Origin of the sequence: Photorhabdus namnaonensis, assembly GCF_001684335.1 — a bacterium.
Taxonomy (GTDB): Bacteria; Pseudomonadota; Gammaproteobacteria; order Enterobacterales; family Enterobacteriaceae; genus Photorhabdus; species Photorhabdus namnaonensis.
In genome coordinates this window covers 30,698-51,764 of the sequence record NZ_LOIC01000070.1, presented here as the reverse complement: position 1 = coordinate 51,764, position 21,067 = coordinate 30,698, and the positions used below count along the sequence as shown (strand labels likewise).

The following is a 21,067-nucleotide window of genomic DNA, read 5'->3' as shown; positions in this document are numbered from 1 at the left end:
TTGAGCGGATAATTTAGGCTTATTTATTTTTATCTTCGTCTTTACCTTTATCTTCGTTTTTATCTTGGTCAAACTTCTTGTCTGTTTTGTTGTATTTACCTTCGGAAACAACAACATTAAGATTTTCCACTACTTTATCAACACCTGTTTCTTTCAATAGTGAACTTGGTGGTGCGACGGCAATATAGATATTACTTGAATTACCGATAGCGACCTCCAACAAAGTATTTGCAGGTTGTTCACCTTTTTCGGGTGAAACTACACTAAAAAGAAAAGGCGCTTCAGGAGTCGGGGTTGCTGATGGAATATTTAAATCAACGTTATAACTGTCTTGACCAAGTTTAAGCTTGACTGATATGACGGCGCTTAGACCACTCATTGTTATTCTCCCAATGGGTATGTAATAGTCGGGAATCCATCTTTGGCCTGATGGAAACATTCTGTCACTTTACTTCTAGGAATAGTTTAATCGAAAATCTAATTCGCTAAATAATCTATTTAATTAAATGTGATGAATGTCTATATAATGATTGTGATCGTGAAGTGGCATTGTTAAGTGAATTAAGTTTCATTTAAATATAAATAATTGAAGGGTTGATTTTATTGTTTTCGGCTATATGAAATTAATGTTCTTATATTTAAATGTATTATTTTCAAATTTAAATTATCTTACGTAGAAAAGATTAACGGTGGGTATTTTTATGTACCTGACTTTATTGGCGATTTATCATTGCTATGAATAGATAAAGCCAGCATGTTTGCACGTGTATTGCTACGAGATTGACATAAACACACTTTTGCAATGCTGGCTTTTTTCCAGTATTAATCTCATTTTAATACTTTAATGGTTAATTCTTTCTGTGTTATAGCGATATATGTCGCCATCAGGAATAAATATCAGCCGGTGGGTGATGCATCGCGGCGCATCTTCCTGATGATGAGAAACAAACAGCAGTTGAGTATCGCCATCAGCGATCATGATATCAATGAAACGTAATATTAATTGGCGGTTGAGTGGATCAAGCCCTTGCAGAGGTTCATCAAGGATCAATAAAGCCGGATGTTTAACCAGTGCGCGAGTTATTAGAACCAGTCGTTGTTGTCCCCATGAAAGGCGCTGAAATGGACCGTTAGCCATTTGAGCGGATAATCCCAGTAAAGCCAGCCATTCATCAGCAAGTTGCTGTTGACGATCTGATACTGTCTGATAAAGGCCGATTGAATCGAAGAAACCGGATAGAATCACATTACGAACGCTGATACTGACACGATATTCCAGATGAATGCTGTTGCTGATATAGCCAATACGACGTTTGATATCCCAAATAGTTTCGCCACTCCCGCGTTGGCGACCAAAAAGGATCAGCTCATTACTGTAGCCTTGAGGATGGTCGCCGGTAATCAGACTCAAAAGCGTTGATTTTCCGGCGCCGTTTGGGCCAATAATTTGCCAATGTTCACCTGGATTAACTTGCCAATCTAGCCCATGCAAAATGGGTTGATCATTATATTGAATGATACCGTTACGTAGGATAATCAGAGGCTGATCGGGCGGTAATTGCTCATCGACAGGAAATTCATCTGTTTCAGGTAAATGGATATCGTCCAATTTTTCACTGTGAGCCAGTTGAGCCACCAGTGAATCCGCCATCACTTTTTCTTTGATGCCAATAGAGGTTAGCTGGCAATCCGCGAGTACGCCAATCTGATCAACAAAATCTGGGATTTCACTAAATCGGTTAAGGATAAGTACCAAAACGATCCCTTTTGATGACAATTTTTCCAGTAATTCAGCAAATTGACCACGAGCGAATAGATCCAAGCCATTAAAAGGTTCATCAAGAATCAGCAAGTCAGGTGAAGCCATCAGTGCCTGGCAAAGTAATGTCTTGTGGGTTTCGCCGGTAGAAAGATATTTAAAACGACGGGAAAGTAAATCCATAATACCAAACTGTTTTGCCAGTTCCAGGCAAAGTTCATTATCTTTATGATAAAGCTGAATAATTTCTGCCGCAGTGCGACCGGTATCATCTTCATCATCACTGAGCATATCAGTATTATTGCGTTGCCATTCTTCTTCCGTCAGTTTTTGTAATTGTTCTTGAGAGACGCGGGCGCACCGGTGAAATGAGCAATTTAGTTCACCGGAAAGTAGGGATAATTCATTTGAAAGCGCACGGGCCAATGATGATTTTCCGCTACCATTAGCGCCAATAAAAGCCCAATTTTCACCAGAGGTTATTTTTAATGATGATAACTGCAAGGTTCGAGTATCACTTAAACGGAAACAGCCTTGCGCTATTTGCAATTCAGACATCTTTTATTCCTTTTTAAGCAACGCAAATATCTTCCCACAAATAAGCGGAATGCCGCAGAATGTCAATATTAACTTTTAATTAACATTTAACATCGGACACTAAGGGATGCGTAAGGAACGTAATATCATGATATCCCTGGATATTCTGAATTGTTCAGTGATAATAGCCGCAATTCTTAACACAGAGTTGCAATAATCACCTGGTCAGCATTAAAAAGTGCAGTGATTTTATCTCCAGGGTGTAGTTTCAGGTTATTGACTTCTTGATTGGGCAGGGTAGAACAGAGGGTTTCACCGCCATCAAGGGCAATAATAATTTCTGTGTTCTCTTCGCCTGTTTCAAGGTTACTGATCTGCCCTGTCAGGGCATTGTCGAAATGGCCGATAGAAAATCGCTCTTTAGTGAGTTTCACCCAAGGCGCTTTAATTAGCGCCAACACTTCCTTATCTTTTACCAAGCCAAGACGGTTAGCACTCTGTTCTGTTAATGCCGCATTCAGTGATGTTTGACCATCTGCTAGCAAGATGCGGACATGTTGTTGCACCTGATTATGGTCACGGTCAGTAATTGTGCCAAAGAATTGGTTACGGGCGCTGGTTTGCAGAGAAAAACGGGAAATGGCGGCTAACAGACTGTCGAGGGGAAGTTGGTCATCTTTTAGCACATCAAAGGCTTTTTGCTGAATTTGTGTCAGTAGATCGTAAAGTTGCAACAGACGTTCGCCATAGTGGGTAAGATTTGCCCCACCGCCTCCTCTGCCGCCTGTAGCACGATCCACCACTATTTCATCTGCTAATTGATTCATTTCGTTAATAGCATCCCAGGCACTTTTATAGCTGATCCCTGCCAGTTTTGCCCCCTGGCTGATAGAGCCGGTTACTTTAATCTGTTTAAGTAATAATATTCGCCGTGGATCGGCGAATAACCGTTGTTGTAATTTTAGTGTCAATAGAATTTCGGCTTGCATAATAGTTTTTTTCAGGAAATATGATCGTAAATTTTTATTGGCTAACCCACAAAAACGCACGTTTAGCCGGTTACTGTTGTTTGTCTTTTGTCTAGAATGGTACTAATTATAGCGGTATTACCTGCTATGGTTAAAAATATGTTATGTTGCCGGCTCATTAAATGAGCCATTATGTGAGGCTACCATGTTTGAGTTGATTAGAAGTATGGCTTTTGCCCTGGTCATGGTACCGGTGGTGATGGCTGGAATTTTAGGTTTAATTTATGGTCTTGGGGAATTGTTTAATATCGTTTCCCGTATTGGTCGTTCTGAAAAGTAAAACTAATATTTCTTTTACACCAGATGCTATTCCGATTACCCGGTGATTTACCGGGTAATTTGTCTTAATTAATTATAATCATTTCCATTTTATTCATTTGGTTTTTCTATTACAGTATTTTAATTCGAATTAAATTAGATAGTAAAAGTTGCTCACGATTTGCCGATTAATATTGGAACACTCTTCCATTTAACGCTATATCTTGCTATATACAACGAACTAATGGGTAAGAAACAGGTGGAAAACAAATGAGAAAGAGTTTTGGCAAACTGTTCGTCGGCGTTGTCGTTTCTTTTGCTTTGACGTGGCAAGTGTGGGCTACGGAAAAAGTCACGTTGTTCGCTGCTGCCTCGCTGACTAATGCACTTGATGATATTGCGGCGCTGTATAAGCGAGAGCAAAAAGGTGAAGTGGCGGCTTCTTATGCTTCATCTTCCACTTTGGCTCGCCAGATTGAGCAAGGCGCGCCGGCGGATATTTTTATTTCCGCTGATCAACAGTGGATGGATTATGTTGCCGGGAAGAAGTTGATTATTGATGAAACTCGGTTGACTATGCTGGGAAATCAGCTCGTTCTGATTGCGCCGAAAGCGAGTAGGCTCAATAAAGTTGATATTAATAAAGAAACCAAATGGAAATCTTTGTTAGAAGGTGGTCGTCTTGCCGTTGGTGATCCCGATCATGTTCCGGTGGGTATTTACGCTAAAGAGTCGCTGCAATATTTGGGAGCGTGGGAGACGGTTAATCCTCTGCTAGCGCGTACCAGTAATGTGCGTAGTGGTCTGGCGCTGGTGGAACGTGCGGAAGTTCCGTTGGGCATCGTTTATGGTTCAGATGTCGTTGCGAGTGATAAAGTCAAAGTGGTGGGGATTTTTCCGGAAGAGAGCCACAAACCGATTGAATACCCAATGGCGATAATCAAAGGCCATAGTAATCCCAATGTTCTCGATTTTTATGAATATTTGAAAACCCCTGAGGCCGTGGCAATTTTTAAACGTTACGGTTTTCACCCACTTTAGGAATAATTTTTTGGTCATGTTGAGTGAATACGAATGGCAAGCCGTTATCCTGAGTCTGGAAGTTTCAGGTATGGCGGTATTACTGAGTCTGCCATTTGGGATCTTAATGGCGTGGATTCTTGCTCGTTTCCAGTTTCCCGGTAAATCATTACTCGACAGTCTTATCCATCTGCCGCTGGTGTTGCCGCCAGTGGTAGTGGGTTATTTGCTGTTGATCAGTATGGGGCGTCGTGGATTTATCGGTGAATGGTTATATGACTGGTTTGGGATCAGTTTTGCGTTCAGTTGGCGTGGCGCCGCATTGGCTTCTGCTATTGTTGCTTTTCCGTTGATGGTCAGGGCGATACGTCTGGCGTTGGAAGGTGTCGATCGGCGGCTGGAACAGGCTGCTCGTACTTTGGGGGCGAATCCGTTGAAGGTATTTTTTACTATCACATTACCGCTCTCTTTACCTGGGATTATTGTGGGCGCTGTTTTGGCGTTTGCCCGTTCATTGGGTGAATTTGGCGCAACTATCACTTTTGTATCCAATATTCCAGGCGAAACGCGGACGATCCCTTTGGCAATGTATGCCTTGATTGAAACCCCCGGAGCAGAAACTGCCGCGGCTCGTTTGTGTGTCATTGCCATTATTCTGGCGTTGATGTCACTGATGGTTTCTGAATGGTTAACCCGTTGGGGAAGGAGACGTTTGGGAGCAACATGTTAGAGCTGGATTTTGAGCAACAACTCGGTGATTTTCATTTACAGGTCAATACACAGCTACCCACTGAGGGGATTACGGCTGTTTTTGGCCTTTCAGGCGCCGGGAAAACTTCACTGATAAATGTTATTGCCGGTTTGATACGCCCACAGACAGGGCGGATTGCCCTCAATGATCATGTGTTGGTTGATATTGAAAAAGGTACCTGCTTGCCGCCAGAGCAACGCCGTATAGGCTATGTTTTTCAGGATGCCCGGCTTTTTCCTCATTATCGAGTAAAAGGTAATCTTCAATACGGAATGTCGCCGGAGATGAAGCCGGAATTTGATAGCATTGTTAGTTTGTTAGGAATTGAACACTTACTATCTCGTTTTCCTCTTACCTTATCCGGCGGTGAAAAGCAGCGGGTTGCTATCGGTCGAGCTTTATTGACGGCACCTGATCTGTTGTTAATGGATGAACCATTGGCATCGCTGGATCTCCCCCGTAAAAGAGAACTCCTGCCTTATCTTGAAAGGCTTTCTGGAGAGGTCAATATCCCGATTTTGTATGTCAGCCATAATCTGGATGAGATCTTGCACCTGTCGGAAAATGTACTCGTTATGGATAACGGCAAAGTCAGGGCAACAGGAAAATTGGAAGAGGTTTGGTCCAGTAGTGCGCTACGTCTTTGGTTACAAAAAGAGACCCTTAGCAGTATTCTGAATGTTTCAATGGTTGAACATCATAATCGTTATGAAATGACAGCGGTGGCGCTCGCTGACCAGGCTTTATGGTTGCCGAAAATTGATGTTCAACCGGGAACCGATTTGCGTATCAGAATAGACGCTTCAGATGTTTCATTAGTATTGGAACCGCCGCGCGGTAGTAGTATCCGTAATATTTTAGCAGTGAAAGTGGTTGAATTTTTTGATAATAATGGGCAAGTTGATGTCAAATTGGTGTTAAATGGTCACTATTTATGGGCAAGGATCACTCCGTGGGCAAGGGATGAACTTAATTTGCGGCCTGGGCAGTGGCTTTATGCTCAGATAAAAAGTGTTTCTCTTAATCGGCAACTGTAGTTTCTGTTTATTAAGAAGCGATTCGTAAATTGGTAGCCACTGGAAGCAATCGGATCTCTATAAATAGCTATAAATAATTTAAATAACAACGGGGAACCTATTTAAGGATTACCCCGAAGTGTGGTTTTGTGGGTTTATAGAACATACTTGCGAATAACTTCGGCAATACCTGGCTGAGTATTATCCAGTGTCACCAGATCGGCTCGTTCTTTGATAGCATCTACACTGTTACCCATAGCGACGCCGAGTCCTGCGGCTTCCAGCATACTCAGGTCATTAAAGTTATCACCAAAGGCAATAACATCTTTCATCCTCATGCCTTGAGATTCAACCCACTGTTGCAGACGCATACCTTTGCTGTTACCTCTCTTGCTAATATCCACCTGATCGAACCATGACCATTCACACGAAAGAGCTGTGTCATTTTCGATTTGTGCAGTTACTTCCCGCAGTTTTACTAAATCAGGAGAGCTGGTGGCAAATTTCCAAATAGACTGTACTTCATCAATAGCATGCTGAAAGCTATTAACATGTCGCATAGTTGGACGTTGGGATTCAGGTAGGGTTTCAGACCATTTCATGGTACGGACAACGGTGTCATACGGTTCTTCATATAACATGGCGTCATCCACATACATCAGACGGTGAATATCTGTGTTTTTTAAGTGGGAGAGAACTTTTATGGCTTCTTGAGATGACAGTGGATCGGAGGCTAATACTTTCTTTTCATGGTAATCATACAGATAAGTACCATTACAGCAGATGGCAGGAGTATCGAGTTGCAAAGCCTGATAAAAAGGGTGAATAGCAACATGATGACGGCCAGTGGCGATCAGCACCTTAATACCAGCTTTACATGCTTCATTTAGTACAATGAGTGATTCTGGCAGGATATTTTTTTGAGGATCGAGTAGTGTACCATCCAGATCCAGCGCAATGATGCGATATGACATAAATTAGCCTCATAACTATATATAATATAAAGATATTACATTGGAACTGAATAAAGCTACACCAATTGTGCGGTGAGTTTAACCGATAAAACTAATCGAGTCGTTACAGCGCAATAAAATGGTAATAGATAATTAAGGAGTGAAGATGAAACAAGTAGTTTATACGGCGAGTCCAAACAGTTGTCAGATTCATGTTTGGAGCCTGAATAATGAAGGTGAGTTATCACTCATTCAGACAGTTGATGCGCCGGGGGAAGTACAACCAATGGTGGTTAGCCCGGATCGTAAACATCTTTATGTTGGCATCCGACCACAATTCAGTATTGTCACTTACCAGATTGGCTCTGGTGGGGAACTGGTACAACAGGGGATTTCATCAATACCGGGTAGCCCGACTCATATCTCTACAGATAAACAAGGTCGCTTTCTATTCTCTGCCTCCTATAGTTATAACAATCTGAGTGTCAGCCTAATTGACGAACAGGGGATTGTGGGTGAACCGGTTCAGGTTATTGAAGGTTTGCAAGCACCGCATTCAGCTAATATTGACTGGGATAATAAACAACTATTGGTTCCTTGTCTGAAAGAAGATCACATCCGTATTTTTGATATGGCAGAAGAGGGTTATCTGACGGAAAAACGTGCTGAGGAAATCACTACGGCAATGGGTGCGGGTCCTCGTCATATGGCGTTTCATCCAAATCAGCAGGTGATTTATGGTATTAATGAGCTGGATTCTACGGTGGATGTTTATCGCAAGTGGGAAAAGTATCGGTCTGTTCAGACGATTGATTCATTACCGGCGGATTTAGCGGGTGTTCGTTGGTCTGCGGATATTCATATTACACCGGATGGTCGTCATCTTTATACCAGTGAACGAACTTCAAGTTTGATCAGCCATTTTGTTATTTCACAAGATGGCCTTAATTTGACGCTGGCAGGACACTATAGAACCGAAACTCAGCCACGTGGTTTTGCTATCGATCAGAGTGGAAAATATCTGATTGCATCCGGTCAAAAGTCTGACCATATTTCAGTCTCTTCTATTGAGCAATATACCGGTAACTTGACTGAGTTGGCGCGCTATCCAGTAGGTAAAGGCCCAATGTGGGTAACGGTGCTGGCCCTGTGAATTTGATAAAGTTGTTGGGTGTTAACGGTGATCGTGTGTGCTGGTTACGGTTTAATCTGGTAGACATTGATGTAAATAACCGGTAGTTACCAGCTCAAGTTTGAGCTAATACAACTCCAAATTTCGCAATCATACAACCGGGCAGATGCAAAATGGTTTCCTGTGTCTGCTCGGTTGCTCTAAACTCATCTGCTAAATTTTTTGGTCATTTATGTTGCAAAATTTCTTGTGCTTATTTATGGTTAGCCACTCTAACGAAGTTAAGCTCGTTCAACATTTTTTGCATTGGGATACTGATTTTTACTCGCTTCTGGGGTAAACTTTACTAGTGTTCCAGTACTATAGTTTTGAATATTATTTTTCATGTCCTTAGCGTTGGCAAAAAATATAGTTTTATCCTTTTGGCTTTTTATCAAAGCATATCTGGTATCGACTATTTTTACTATTTCGCCTATATGAGTAACATCTAGTTTATTTTCATCCCCCCATCCGGTTATTATTGGTAGAGATGATAGCCCCGTGGATAATTGTTTATTTTTCCAAAGAGAATGAATACTGCATAATTCACTCATTTTGATGTTATTTTCAATAATGGATAACAGTTTTAAATTAGATGGATTGATCCACCTGATAACCTTTAAGCACTTCTCATAACTTTCAACAACCTTATTAATTATGTGTTCCATTTGGTATGCATTTTTAGAGCGCCACAAAGGTTCATGATGTGACAACCGATTTCGGATCTTGTTGATTTCTTTTAACTCATTGCCGATACTATTAATAGAAAGAGGGCGCTGAGTTTGTGTATCTAGAGCATATGGAAAAACTAATCCACGGAGTTCAGGCCATAATGTCAGATATGAATTTCTTTGTATATCGTAACTATTATTTACCATTGATACCCAAAAACCTAGTGTGAGTTTTGCAATATAATTCTCTGGAGTTAATGTTTTCCCATCTTTTTGTAGTTGTTTTGTTGCTGATAAAATGTTCTTATATGCTTCGGCATTATTTTTTTGAGTGAAAGCATTAATAAACCAGAATTTATCAATCTTGTTTTTTTCTACTTGCCATTGTGCTTGGTTAAACGTATTTTCAATTTTTATCTCTTCATAACGGATATATCCTTGATAAATGGAGTTGCGTAGGGAGACTTCGATAATTTGAAGTGCGGGGAAAAAAGCGCTGGCAAGTTGTTTATTCCACAGATAGATGCCCAAGCATTCTTCTTTTGTCATTCCACCTAATACAGGAAGCTGATAGGTAGAAAATCTGTAACTCGATAGTGAATCTATAATTGTCGTTATGGTCATAGTTATTCATTCCCCAGTAGAGTGGTTTGACTATACCTATATTAAGGCTTGCTTTATATTCTATGTAAAGCTAGTGTTGACATTTTTGATGATTTGCTGGATAATCTTTACCCAGAGGTAACTCTACTTGTGTAAGCACCCGCCCCTACTCACTGCGAAGGTCGGAGTGTGAAGAAATTTTTCAAAAAGGCTCCTAATTAGGAGCCTTTTTTGATCGAACTGAAACTTAACTTTATTAACTGCTCAGTAATAAATTCAGCAGAATTTATTTAATAAAGAAAAATTACAAATTAATTGCACCAGAGACAGCCTTTATCAGGCGTGAAAGTTGCTCTGGTTGAATAATATAAGGCGGCATCAAATAGATCAGCTTGCCAAATGGTCTTATCCAGACACCTTGAGAAACAAAATGGTGCTGTAACACCGCCATATTCACAGGCTGTTTCATCTCCACGACGCCAATTGCACCTAATACCCGAACATCAGCCACTTTTGCATGGTGTTTTAGTGGCATTAACTCAGTATTTAATTGGTTTTCAATTGATTTAATACGTTGTTGCCAAGGGCTTTGTAATAACAATTTCAAACTGGCTTCCGCCACGGCACAAGCTAATGGATTGCCCATAAACGTTGGTCCATGCATAAAACAGCCTGCTTCACCGTTGCTAATTGTTTCGGCTACCTTACGGGTGGTTAGTGTTGCTGATAATGTCATATAACCACCGGTCAGCGCTTTTCCTACACATAAAATATCTGGCTCAATTTCAGCATGTTCACAAGCAAACAATTTTCCTGTGCGGCCAAAACCGGTGGCAATTTCATCCGCAATTAATAGAATCTGATGCTGATCACAAAGCATTCTGACCTGACGCAGATATTCAGGATGATAAATGCGCATTCCTCCAGCACCCTGTACGATAGGTTCAAGGATCACCGCGGCAATATCATGGGAATGCTGTTCCAGCAAAATACGAAATGGCATGATATCCCGTTCGTCCCATTGAGAATCAAATCCGCACTGAGGCGATTCGGCAAACAGATGGGGTGGCAGATAGCCTTTGTAGAGATTATGCATTGAATTGTCGGGATCACAGACTGACATAGCGCCGAATGTGTCACCGTGGTAACCGTGCCGTAATGTCAAAATACGCTGACGTTTCTCACCTTTTGCTTGCCAGTATTGCAATGCCATTTTTAACGCTACTTCCACCGCCACAGAACCTGAATCCGCCAGAAAGACACATTCCAGCGAGGGTGGGCAGATTGCTGTTAATTGCCTGCAAAGCGCCACTGCGGGTGGATGAGTAATGCCGCCAAACATGACATGGGACATCTTATCAAGCTGAATCTTAGCGGCTTGGTTCAAAACCGGATGGTTATATCCATGAATGGCGGCCCACCAGGAAGACATGCCATCTACCAGCTTATGGCCATCAGACAACTCTAATTCCACCCCAGAAGCCCCAATGACAGGGTAAACCGGAAGAGGGTTGGTCATGGAGGTATAGGGATGCCAAATATGGCGTAGATCAAATTCAATATCGGAAGCTGTCATAAGGCTTGATGTAAACTAATTTACTTAAAATTGGTTGACAGTATAGCGGCATTATTTAAACTGGCTACACTTTTTTCACACTGGAGATGTTATTGTGATTGAGCGTAAGCAATGGACAATTAAGCAGGCGCAAGAGCTGTTTGATAAACCTTTTTTCGAATTATTATTTCAAGCACAACAGGTTCATCGTATCTATTTTGACCCACAGCAAGTACAGGTTAGTACACTACTTTCCATCAAAACCGGGGCTTGTCCGGAAGATTGTAAATATTGCCCGCAAAGCTCCCGTTACAAAACAGGTCTTGAAAAAGAGCGGTTGATGGAAGTGGAACAGGTGATTGATTCCGCTCGTAAGGCTAAAAATGCCGGCTCGACACGTTTTTGTATGGGTGCCGCGTGGAAAAATCCCCATGAGAGGGATATGCCTTATCTGGAAAAAATGGTTAAGGAAGTCAAAGCACTGGGAATGGAAACCTGCATGACACTGGGCATGCTCAATGGTTCACAAGCACAGAGGTTGGCGGAGGCAGGATTAGATTATTACAACCACAATCTTGATACCTCCCCGGAATTTTATGGCAACATCATTACCACTCGAACCTATCAGGACAGATTGGATACCCTTGATAAAGTACGTGAAGCAGGAATAAAAGTGTGCTCTGGTGGTATTGTCGGTCTGGGTGAAGCGATCCGTGATCGGGCCGCGTTATTGGTACAACTGGCAAATCTGCCAAAACCGCCGGAAAGTGTACCCATCAACATGTTGGTTAAAGTCAAGGGCACGCCGTTGGCTGAAAACGAAGATGTCGACCCTTTCGATTTTATCCGCACGATTGCTGTTGCTAGGATTATGATGCCATCTTCTCATGTCCGGTTATCCGCAGGTCGTGAACAGATGAATGAGCAGACACAAGCGATGTGTTTTATGGCTGGCGCTAATTCTATTTTCTATGGCTGTAAATTGCTCACTACACCCAATCCTGCGGAAGATAAAGATTTACAACTGTTTCGCAAGCTGGGTATTAATCCTCAGCAGACTCAGACGGCATTCGGTGATAATCAGCAACAGCAGTATTTGGCAGAAGCCATCATCAATGCAGATAACGAACAATTTTATAACGCGGCATTATAATGGATTGGTCAGCTTATCTTTCCCGGCAATTGTCTGAGCGTCGGGATACTTCTCTATGGCGTCAGCGGCAGGTCAATCAGAAATCAGATGGGCGTTTCCTGTATACCGTTGATGACAAATATCTTAATTTTTCCAGTAATGATTACCTTGGATTAAGCGCCAATTCCGCAGTCATTTCCGCATGGCAACAGGGAGCTGAACAATATGGCGTTGGCAGTGGGGGATCAGGTCATATTGCGGGTTATACAAAAGCCCATCAGCTATTGGAACAGCAATTAGCTGACTGGTTGGGTTACCCAAAAGCACTGCTTTTTATTTCAGGATATTCTGCGAATCAAGGGGTTATTGCCGCGTTAATGACGAAACAGGATCGGATTATTGCCGATCGTCTGAGTCACGCTTCATTAATGGAAGCGGCGATGCATTCTCCGGCTCAATTACGGCGTTTTCTTCATAATCAACCTGAATCACTTGCAGATTTATTGGCAAAACCTTGTATTGGAAAGACGCTGGTGGTGACGGAAGGTGTATTTAGTATGGATGGTGACTATGCGCCGCTGGCAGATATTCATCAGCAAACCAAAATCTCTGGCAACTGGCTAATGGTAGATGATGCTCATGGTATTGGCGTCTGTGGTGAGCAGGGAAGGGGAAGTTGTTGGCAACAGAAAGTCAAACCAGAGATCTTGATTGTCACCTTTGGTAAAGCATTTGGGTTGAGTGGCGCCGCGGTGCTTTGTGATGAGCAGACGGCAGAATATCTGATTCAGTATGCCCGTCATCTGATCTACAGCACTTCTATGCCTCCTGCGCAAGCACAGGCGCTTTCTGAAGCTGTTCGGCAGATACAAGCTGGTGATGAATTACGTCAACGATTGCAACAGAATATCAATTACTTTCGTCGGCAGGCGCAGAAATTGCCCTTTAATCTGACCGATTCAACCACAGCGATTCAGCCATTGATTGTGAGTGATAATGAACTGAGTATCTCCTTATCCCGGTATTTGCAACAAAAAGGGATTTGGGTTACAGCCATTCGTCCACCAACAGTGCCGCCGGGCAGTGCCAGATTACGTATTACTTTGACGGCCAGCCATACGCTACAGGATATTGATATGTTGATGGAGGTGTTGCATGAGTTCCGTAGTTGAATTTGTTAATAAACAGGCGATTGCCGGAGCATTTGGTCGAGCAGCCGCTAATTATGATGTGGTTGCAAAATTACAGCAGCAAGCCGGTGAGTTCCTTATGCAACAAGCCGATGGGCATCCTGGTAAGTTAGTCTTGGATGCCGGTTGCGGTACGGGTTTTTTTAGTCACCGCTGGCGGCAACAGGGGAAGCAGGTTATTGCATTGGATTTGGCGTCGGGTATGTTGATTCATGCTCGTAAGCAGTTGGCGGCGGACTATTATCTACAAGGGGATATTGAGCATTTAGGGCTTGCTGACAGCAGTGTTGATATCTGTTTCAGTAATCTGGTTGTTCAGTGGTGTGAAAATTTATCCAGCGCTTTAAGAGAACTTTATCGGGTAACACGTCCTGGTGGATTGATTCTGTTTTCCACCTTGGCTAAAGGTTCATTACATGAATTGAAACAAGCCTGGAGCGTGGTTGATAACTACCAGCATATTAATCACTTCCTGCCGCAGCAGACGATTAAAGATGCGTGTCGGGGATTCCGGCATTGTCTTATTAGTCATGTTTATCGCCAACAATATTCTCATATATTGCCGCTATTGGGTTCGCTGAAAGGGATTGGCGCGACTCACCTTCATTATGGGCGTCAGCAGGGGCTGATGACGCGTGAACGGCTGATTGCTCTGGAACAGGCTTATCCACGAGAAAATGAACATTTGCCTCTTAGCTATCAAGTTGTCTTTGGAGTGATTTATCGTGACTAAGCGCTGGTTTTTGACAGGTACAGATACCGAAGTGGGTAAAACAGTTGTAAGTTGTGCTTTGCTACAAGCGGCAACTAAAGCAGGATATAAAACAGCAGGTTATAAACCTGTCGCTTCCGGTAGTGAAATAACACCGGCAGGTATTCGTAATTCCGATGCGCTGGCATTGTTGGCAAATAGTTCTGTGCCTTTGCAATATGAAGAAGTGAATCCGTTAGTATTTGTTGAAGCAACATCGCCCCATATTGCCAGCGATGACCTGAATCAACCTATTGATTTTGCTGTTATGTCTGCGGGATTGCATCAGTTAGAAAAGAAAGCGAACTGGGTTTTAGTTGAGGGCGCTGGTGGTTGGTATACCCCTTTATCGCAATCGGCGACTTTTGCTGACTGGGTGGTTAAAGAGCGATTGCCGGTTATTTTGACCGTGGGGGTAAAACTGGGCTGTATTAATCACGCGATACTTACCATGAAGGCGATTATAGGTTCGGGGTTGCATTTTGCAGGTTGGATAGCTAATGAGGTTGAACCCGCAGGCAAACGCCAACAAGAATATTTGGCGACATTAGAGCGTATGTTACCCGCGCCTTTATTGGGTAAGATTCCTCATTTAACCCAAGGATATTTTAATCATTTAGAGGAATATATAGATTTAAATTTACTGGTTAATTGAATTATTAATCTACAAATCTGATTTGGTGGAATTTTATTTTAATGTCACGATAAATGATTACACTATTCATATCTATACTTTTGATAATGAATATATGGATTTCACTGCTGATGATATGTGAAGAGTTATTTTAGGACAATATGCCGGAGCGGTGTTCCGGCATAAAAATGATATTTTTCAATGGCTTTTTATATTATGACAAAGGTGGATATCTATTCATACTTCGGCGAGTTTTTTATTCACAGGCGCGTCTTCTGGGCGATTTATATAGCTCCTGAATATCTTCCTTACCAGGTAAATAGGGCCTACACCCAGGATAGAATAAACCACTTTAATGAGGAACTGGGCGATAATCATTTCTTTTATGATATCTATGCCGAGAACGCCATAGAAAGCAACGGAGCAAAATATTATACTGTCGAATGCTGAGGCGATAACAGTACTGGTTATTACTCGCAGGAAAAGATACTTTGAATTGGTGAGAGATTTTATTTTGCAAAGGAGATACGAATTTATATTCTCAGAGATGAAATAAGCAAGAGATGATGCCAATAATACAGATACGATACTATTGACTATTCCATTATAAGTCGCACCAAACTCCCATCCAGGAACACCTGGCATCAGTGCGGTTCCCCAAAGCCCGAGAACAAATAATAAGTTCGCTGCAAAAGAGATAATAATCGTTCTTCTTGCCAGACGTAATCCATAGAATTCGTTCAGAATATCGACCAGCAAGAAGGTAATAGGGTAAATAAAAACCCCAGGAGGCGTGACGATATTAAGGATCGGGATATGAATGGGCTTCACGCCACATATGGTAGAGAAAATATAGATAACACTGAGTGCGATGCTAATGAGCAAATAGGCTTGCCATGAACGCTCATGACGATCCCCTAGTTCATAAGCGGTTACGATATTACTGTGGCTGTATAATTTCCGGTATATCGTACTGAGTTCATGCCTGCTCAGGTCTTCTGAGATATCACTGTCGGCTAACTCTTTTAGCCCCATAGTAATGGTCTTGCCTGTCGCTAGTACCATGACATTTGCCGATAATTTACCGTACCTTGAAAACCCCAGTAACTTAAACTTCTGATTTGCCGTCATTTACAGTCTTTCTCCTACGATGTAGCCTAAGAAATGAGCATTTTTGTAGGGTTTCCTATCGAGGTAATCATCATTTCTCTCTTGCCGGATAAAGAACCCAATTCCCTTAGCGTAATACAATAATGGCGTATTGGTGACTAATGCGGGGGGACGTTTTATCAGGATCACCTCGCCGGGAATGAAGGTATCCTCTATTGCCGATTCAACTTTAAGAGCCAGCATGTTTGATTCATCACCAAAGAAATAGGTCAATGGATACTCGGTAACAAGCTGACCGATTTTTTTCTCAGAAACGGCTAAAAATTCAGATTGTGGAACGATAGGGATAGCCGAAGGATTTTTATTGCCTTCGGTTGAGAGTGTTTCATTGAGGCGTTCTAATTGTTCAAGGTCATAATATTCTATTTCTTCACAGGAAACACCGAAAAAATCGGAGATCCGAAGAATAGTAGATTGTTGAACGTTATTGACTTGCCCTTCTAGGATTTTATAAATGGTGGTGCGGGTTAATCCTGTTCGATTGGAAAAAGAACTCTTGGTTTCTCCACGGGTACGTATCAAATATTCTATATTTTTAATGATATTTGTTTTTCGCTGTGCGTTAGACGTTTTCATGAAAATCCTTTATATAAAAATAACAGCATTACTATATATTACTTGATGATATTGTCCTGTGTGAAAAAACCACTCATTGTGATAATTTATTGATTTTACTTTTAATATCTTAATTTTATGATGATCTATATTAGCACATCCTATATCAGAAAATGCTCATGGATTTACATTTATATTCTAAAAATGAAAGTTAAATCATGTAATTAAGTAAAATTCATTATAAAGTTTACACAAAACTGAACTTTATGTTTATTTTTGTGTTGACTTTATGGATTTTATTATAATAATGTTAAGTTGTGTTGATGTGTTTTTGGGTCATCAGATAGCATCAAACAAAATATTATTCTTATTATAAATCTCTCGGGGAAAGAGCTACTTTATCCTTCGAGTTTGGAAGTGGGTTATTTCTTTTAGCACTAGGGAATATCAAGAAAACAGAGGAAGTGAAATAAACATTAGGACAGAAATTAGTAAATTAATAAAATGATAACACGGTTAAAACACCAGGAAATGGCAGTATAAAGATGCTTTGGAACAGCAATCGATTGAAATTGTGAATGATAGATACAGAGTAGTTTTTCGATCGGAGATAGCCAACAGAATATTGGACGTTTTACGAGGGCAGTGTCGATTTGATATTTGTGTATCTATCATTTTTTTATGTGTTTGCGATGGAGCTCATTTTGTAAAATAGGAGATATGTTGATGTAAATTCATTATTTTATCAATAACATACATTAATATCCTAATTAAAAAACGGATTTTGTTCATGCCAATTAAGCCAATTATTTTTTTGGTAAATATTTATCGCCATTGTCTATAGGTAATTGCTTATAGGTATTATTTGTTGGCATTGTTTATTGACGGCATTATTTATCGACATAGTAAAAATAGTCAAAAATGCTGTTGATGATATTGAATCTGCTATTGCTAAAAGCGTAGGAAGCAGAAAAGCCTATTTCTGCTTAGCAAAAACACAACTTTCCTCTTGAGTAACAGATTTCCATACAGGAAACTGTTCACCGGTTATCTCTTATTGAATAAAAATTCTAATATAATGCTGCATTGTTTCCTGCTGCTTGACGAGGAAAAGATGGTTTTTTGTAACCATCATACAGAAAAATATGATGATTATCTACCTTTAATGTTGATAATATTGAACGAATATAATTTATTGACGTTTAATTTCCATGAGAAAATTCTTACTTTTTCAGCAAAGTTATTCATTTTTTTGAAATAAATAACTGAGATAAAGGTAAAAAAATAGTAAAAATTTTTATCGATAGAGAATACCTATTTTGTGGCATGATGTTGCAACCTCGTACAGTTAATAGGGTTTGTAGAGTTATCCACTATTCCTGTGGATAACCTTGTGTATTAGACTTAGAAAAGTGACGCAACGCAAGAAAATACGCGGCTTGAGTCAAGGTTGATGTTATTCTCGTCTTTGTTTTAATCCTTTTAAATATCAATGAGATAACTAAAATCAAGCCCTGTCTGGCCAGTGATGATGCTCCATGTTGTCACCTTTCAGCGGATCAGATAAAAAATGGAAAAATCAAGATAATTTTGGGGATAAAATGGCATTTATTTTGATATCAACGCATGTTTAATTGATAGGGAAGCGACCTGTTTGAGTCCGTTTTTATAAAACTAACTTGAAGCTGGTTTTTTATCCAGTATTATATGTGCATTAATGTTAGGAAAGTGAGATACCGATGACTAAGGTGTTCAAATTACATTCTGACTTCCAACCGGGCGGTGATCAACCAGAGGCTATCCGCCAATTACAGGAAGGCTTAGAAGACGGGCTTGCCCATCAGACTTTGCTAGGAGTAACCGGGTCGGGTAAGACATTCACTATCGCTAATGTGATAGCCAATTTAAACCGACCAACGATGGTACTTGCTCCGAACAAGACACTGGCGGCTCAACTTTACAGTGAAATGAAGGACTTTTTCCCAGAAAATGCCGTAGAGTACTTTGTTTCTTACTACGATTATTACCAACCGGAAGCCTATGTGCCAAGCTCCGATACTTTTATTGAAAAAGATGCTTCCGTAAACGAACACATTGAGCAAATGCGTTTGTCTGCCACCAAGGCTTTACTGGAGCGGCGAGACGTCATTGTTGTCGCGTCTGTCTCGGCTATTTATGGTTTGGGTGATCCCGATAGTTACCTAAAAATGATGCTTCACCTGACTAACGGTATGATTATCGATCAACGTTCCATTCTGCGGCGTTTGGCTGAATTGCAATATACCCGTAATGATCAGGCATTTCAGCGAGGGACATTTAGGGTACGCGGTGAAGTGATTGATATCTTTCCGGCTGAATCTGATGAGCATGCCCTGCGCGTTGAATTGTTTGATGATGAAGTAGAACGGTTATCACTGTTTGATCCGCTAACGGGACAGATTCAATATCATGTGCCGCGATACACCGTTTATCCTAAAACTCACTATGTTACTCCGCGTGAGCGTATTATTCAGGCAATGGAAGAGATTAAAATTGAGCTTGAGCAGCGGCGTAAGGTATTGCTGGCAAATGGTAAATTGCTGGAAGAACAGCGTATTACGCAGCGTACTCAATTTGATTTGGAAATGATGAATGAATTGGGTTATTGCTCTGGTATTGAAAACTATTCCCGTTACCTCTCTGGCCGTGCTGAAGGTGAGCCGCCGCCGACACTGTTTGATTATCTGCCGGCGGATGGTTTGCTGGTAGTGGATGAATCGCACGTTACCATCCCGCAAATCGGTGGGATGTACCGAGGGGATCGCTCCCGCAAAGAGACATTGGTGGAATATGGTTTCCGCATGCCTTCCGCGCTGGATAATCGCCCACTTCGGTTTGAAGAATTTGAGGCGCTGGCTCCACAGACAATTTATATTTCGGCAACGCCGGGCAAATATGAATTGGAAAAATCTGGTGGCGATGTGGTGGAACAGGTGGTGCGTCCTACTGGCTTGCTTGATCCGGAAGTGGAGGTGCGTCCTGTCGCAACGCAGGTTGATGATTTATTGTCTGAAATTCGCATCCGGGCGGTGAAAAATGAGCGAGTGTTGGTCACCACATTGACTAAACGGATGGCGGAGGACTTGACGGAGTATTTGGAAGAACACGGTGAACGGGTTCGTTATTTGCATTCGGATATTGATACTGTCGAACGTGTGGAAATTATTCGGGATCTTCGTTTAGGTGAGTTTGACGTATTAGTGGGGATTAACTTACTGAGGGAAGGGCTGGATATGCCGGAAGTTTCTCTGGTAGCCATTCTGGATGCGGATAAAGAAGGTTTCCTGCGGTCTGAACGTTCATTAATTCAAACGATTGGGCGTGCTGCCCGTAACCTACATGGTAAAGCGATTCTTTATGGCGATAAGGTAACTGATTCAATGGCGAAAGCGATTGGTGAAACGGAACGTCGGCGTGCTAAACAGCAGATATTTAATGAAAAACACGGCATTATTCCAAAAGGTCTGAATAAGAAAATTGGTGATATTCTGCAAATCGGACAGCCGACGAATGGTAAAGGGAAAGGCAGAGGTAAAGCTGCTGCCACAACGGAAACATTCAACAAACTGTCTACCAAAGAGCTGGAAAGCAAAATCCGCGAGCTGGAAGCGAAGATGTACCAGCATGCGCAGGATCTTGAATTCGAACAGGCGGCGAGTGTTCGAGATCAGGTTCAGGCATTGCGTGAGCAATTTATTGCCAATTCTTAACAATTGCCCCGTAAATCCTTGTCCAATGCGAGGATGTCGCAAAAAGCCAGCATTGAAAATAAACTCGCAGAAATTTATTGCCTGTTATTGGGAGTGGCGACCCATGACAGGTTAAATTTTTCGATTGAAAAAGGAGCTATTGAGCGATTTATTAATCAAAGAATTCAATATGAAAAATCGGAATTGATGGCGATTAATTAGCCATTTTGCGTGACATTAATCACATTTTCCTCATATTCATCTAATAAATATCGTGATCCTGGGGTCATAATATTGAGAGAGCGAAATTCTTTGTTATTTGTCTCCACTCCATCCTACTTAGCTGGACGCGGTCTGTTTTCTCTCTAACGCCACGTATTAAATGATGGCTATTTTACGCTGTCATTTTTTTACCGCGGAACAGACCGGCGCTATTTAAAAGAGCCGCCTGTCATGGCTCGTTTAATGGCTTCTTGCGTTATCCCCGTTGCAGGATAATGGCTCAATTATGTCAGGTTTCAAATATGGATGGATTAGTTTTCACTTGCCGAATTGGCGCACTGCCCCAAACCACCTTTCAGGTAG

18 protein-coding genes are annotated in these 21,067 nt (G+C 41.5%); 10 read left to right on the top strand and 8 right to left on the bottom strand.

Annotated features, from left to right (window positions below; all coding sequences use genetic code 11):
- Positions 1 to 19: 19 nt before the first annotated feature.
- The 3 genes from Phpb_RS11895 to modE form a co-directional block, all read right to left on the bottom strand.
- A complete protein-coding gene (locus tag Phpb_RS11895) occupies positions 20 to 379 on the bottom strand; it encodes a hypothetical protein (RefSeq protein WP_065390521.1) in 360 nt (119 codons plus the stop codon).
- 462 nt (positions 380 to 841) lie between these two features.
- Positions 842 to 2,317 carry a molybdate ABC transporter ATP-binding protein ModF gene (modF, locus tag Phpb_RS11890; RefSeq protein WP_065390520.1) on the bottom strand — a complete coding sequence of 492 codons (1,476 nt, stop codon included), beginning with the start codon at positions 2,315 to 2,317 and terminating at the stop codon, positions 842 to 844.
- 176 nt (positions 2,318 to 2,493) lie between these two features.
- Entirely contained in the window at positions 2,494 to 3,285 is a 792-nt protein-coding gene (modE, locus tag Phpb_RS11885) for a molybdenum-dependent transcriptional regulator (RefSeq protein ID WP_065390600.1), read from the bottom strand.
- A 184-nt stretch (positions 3,286 to 3,469) separates the two neighbouring features.
- On the opposite strand from modE, the gene Phpb_RS23800 reads away from it, so the two are divergent.
- The 4 genes from Phpb_RS23800 to modC all read left to right on the top strand — a co-directional run bounded on the left by Phpb_RS23800 (position 3,470) and on the right by modC (position 6,390).
- Complete coding sequence (locus tag Phpb_RS23800; RefSeq protein ID WP_071647086.1) at positions 3,470 to 3,604, top strand: AcrZ family multidrug efflux pump-associated protein; 135 nt, start codon at positions 3,470 to 3,472, stop codon at positions 3,602 to 3,604.
- A 248-nt stretch (positions 3,605 to 3,852) separates the two neighbouring features.
- On the top strand, positions 3,853 to 4,623 hold the full coding sequence (gene modA, locus Phpb_RS11880; RefSeq protein WP_065390519.1) for a molybdate ABC transporter substrate-binding protein: 771 nt from the start codon (positions 3,853 to 3,855) through the stop codon (positions 4,621 to 4,623).
- Between the two features lie 16 nt (positions 4,624 to 4,639).
- Complete coding sequence (gene modB, locus Phpb_RS11875) at positions 4,640 to 5,332, top strand: molybdate ABC transporter permease subunit (RefSeq protein ID WP_065390518.1); 693 nt, start codon at positions 4,640 to 4,642, stop codon at positions 5,330 to 5,332.
- Complete coding sequence (modC, locus tag Phpb_RS11870) at positions 5,326 to 6,390, top strand: molybdenum ABC transporter ATP-binding protein ModC (protein ID WP_065390517.1); 1,065 nt, start codon at positions 5,326 to 5,328, stop codon at positions 6,388 to 6,390. The genes modB and modC overlap by 7 nt, the downstream gene beginning before the upstream one ends.
- A 134-nt stretch (positions 6,391 to 6,524) precedes the next feature.
- Here the strand turns inward: modC and Phpb_RS11865 are convergent, their stop codons facing one another.
- On the bottom strand, positions 6,525 to 7,343 hold the full coding sequence (locus tag Phpb_RS11865) for a pyridoxal phosphatase (RefSeq protein WP_065390516.1): 819 nt from the start codon (positions 7,341 to 7,343) through the stop codon (positions 6,525 to 6,527).
- A 145-nt stretch (positions 7,344 to 7,488) separates the two neighbouring features.
- On the opposite strand from Phpb_RS11865, the gene pgl reads away from it, so the two are divergent.
- Complete coding sequence (gene pgl, locus Phpb_RS11860; protein WP_065390515.1) at positions 7,489 to 8,475, top strand: 6-phosphogluconolactonase; 987 nt, start codon at positions 7,489 to 7,491, stop codon at positions 8,473 to 8,475.
- A 260-nt stretch (positions 8,476 to 8,735) separates the two neighbouring features.
- Here pgl and Phpb_RS11855 read toward each other — a convergent pair whose 3' ends face one another.
- On the bottom strand, positions 8,736 to 9,788 hold the full coding sequence (locus tag Phpb_RS11855; protein WP_065390514.1) for an Abi family protein: 1,053 nt from the start codon (positions 9,786 to 9,788) through the stop codon (positions 8,736 to 8,738).
- Between the two features lie 283 nt (positions 9,789 to 10,071).
- Positions 10,072 to 11,343, bottom strand: coding sequence for an adenosylmethionine--8-amino-7-oxononanoate transaminase (gene bioA, locus Phpb_RS11850; RefSeq protein WP_065390513.1), 1,272 nt, complete (start codon positions 11,341 to 11,343; stop codon positions 10,072 to 10,074).
- Between the two features lie 94 nt (positions 11,344 to 11,437).
- Between bioA and bioB the strand changes: the two genes are divergently transcribed.
- Genes bioB through bioD form a run of 4 tightly spaced genes read left to right on the top strand, consistent with a single transcriptional unit; the run spans position 11,438 to position 15,050 of the window.
- A complete protein-coding gene (bioB, locus tag Phpb_RS11845; protein ID WP_036812938.1) occupies positions 11,438 to 12,475 on the top strand; it encodes a biotin synthase BioB in 1,038 nt (345 codons plus the stop codon).
- Positions 12,475 to 13,626, top strand: a complete 1,152-nt coding sequence (gene bioF / locus Phpb_RS11840; protein ID WP_065390512.1) for an 8-amino-7-oxononanoate synthase — start codon at positions 12,475 to 12,477, stop codon at positions 13,624 to 13,626. Before bioB ends, bioF begins: the two co-directional genes overlap by 1 nt.
- On the top strand, positions 13,610 to 14,377 hold the full coding sequence (bioC, locus tag Phpb_RS11835; protein WP_036780700.1) for a malonyl-ACP O-methyltransferase BioC: 768 nt from the start codon (positions 13,610 to 13,612) through the stop codon (positions 14,375 to 14,377). Before bioF ends, bioC begins: the two co-directional genes overlap by 17 nt.
- On the top strand, positions 14,370 to 15,050 hold the full coding sequence (gene bioD / locus Phpb_RS11830; protein ID WP_065390511.1) for a dethiobiotin synthase: 681 nt from the start codon (positions 14,370 to 14,372) through the stop codon (positions 15,048 to 15,050). Before bioC ends, bioD begins: the two co-directional genes overlap by 8 nt.
- Positions 15,051 to 15,266: 216 nt before the next feature.
- On the opposite strand, the gene Phpb_RS11825 is transcribed toward bioD, so the two are convergent.
- Both Phpb_RS11825 and Phpb_RS11820 read right to left on the bottom strand, forming a co-directional pair.
- Positions 15,267 to 16,160 (bottom strand): queuosine precursor transporter, encoded by an 894-nt coding sequence (locus Phpb_RS11825; RefSeq protein WP_065390510.1) that lies wholly within the window; start codon positions 16,158 to 16,160, stop codon positions 15,267 to 15,269.
- Positions 16,161 to 16,775 (bottom strand): helix-turn-helix domain-containing protein, encoded by a 615-nt coding sequence (locus tag Phpb_RS11820; RefSeq protein WP_065390509.1) that lies wholly within the window; start codon positions 16,773 to 16,775, stop codon positions 16,161 to 16,163.
- Positions 16,776 to 18,493: 1,718 nt separating this feature from the next.
- On the opposite strand from Phpb_RS11820, the gene uvrB reads away from it, so the two are divergent.
- Entirely contained in the window at positions 18,494 to 20,503 is a 2,010-nt protein-coding gene (uvrB, locus tag Phpb_RS11815; RefSeq protein WP_065390508.1) for an excinuclease ABC subunit UvrB, read from the top strand.
- Positions 20,504 to 21,067 lie beyond the last annotated feature (564 nt).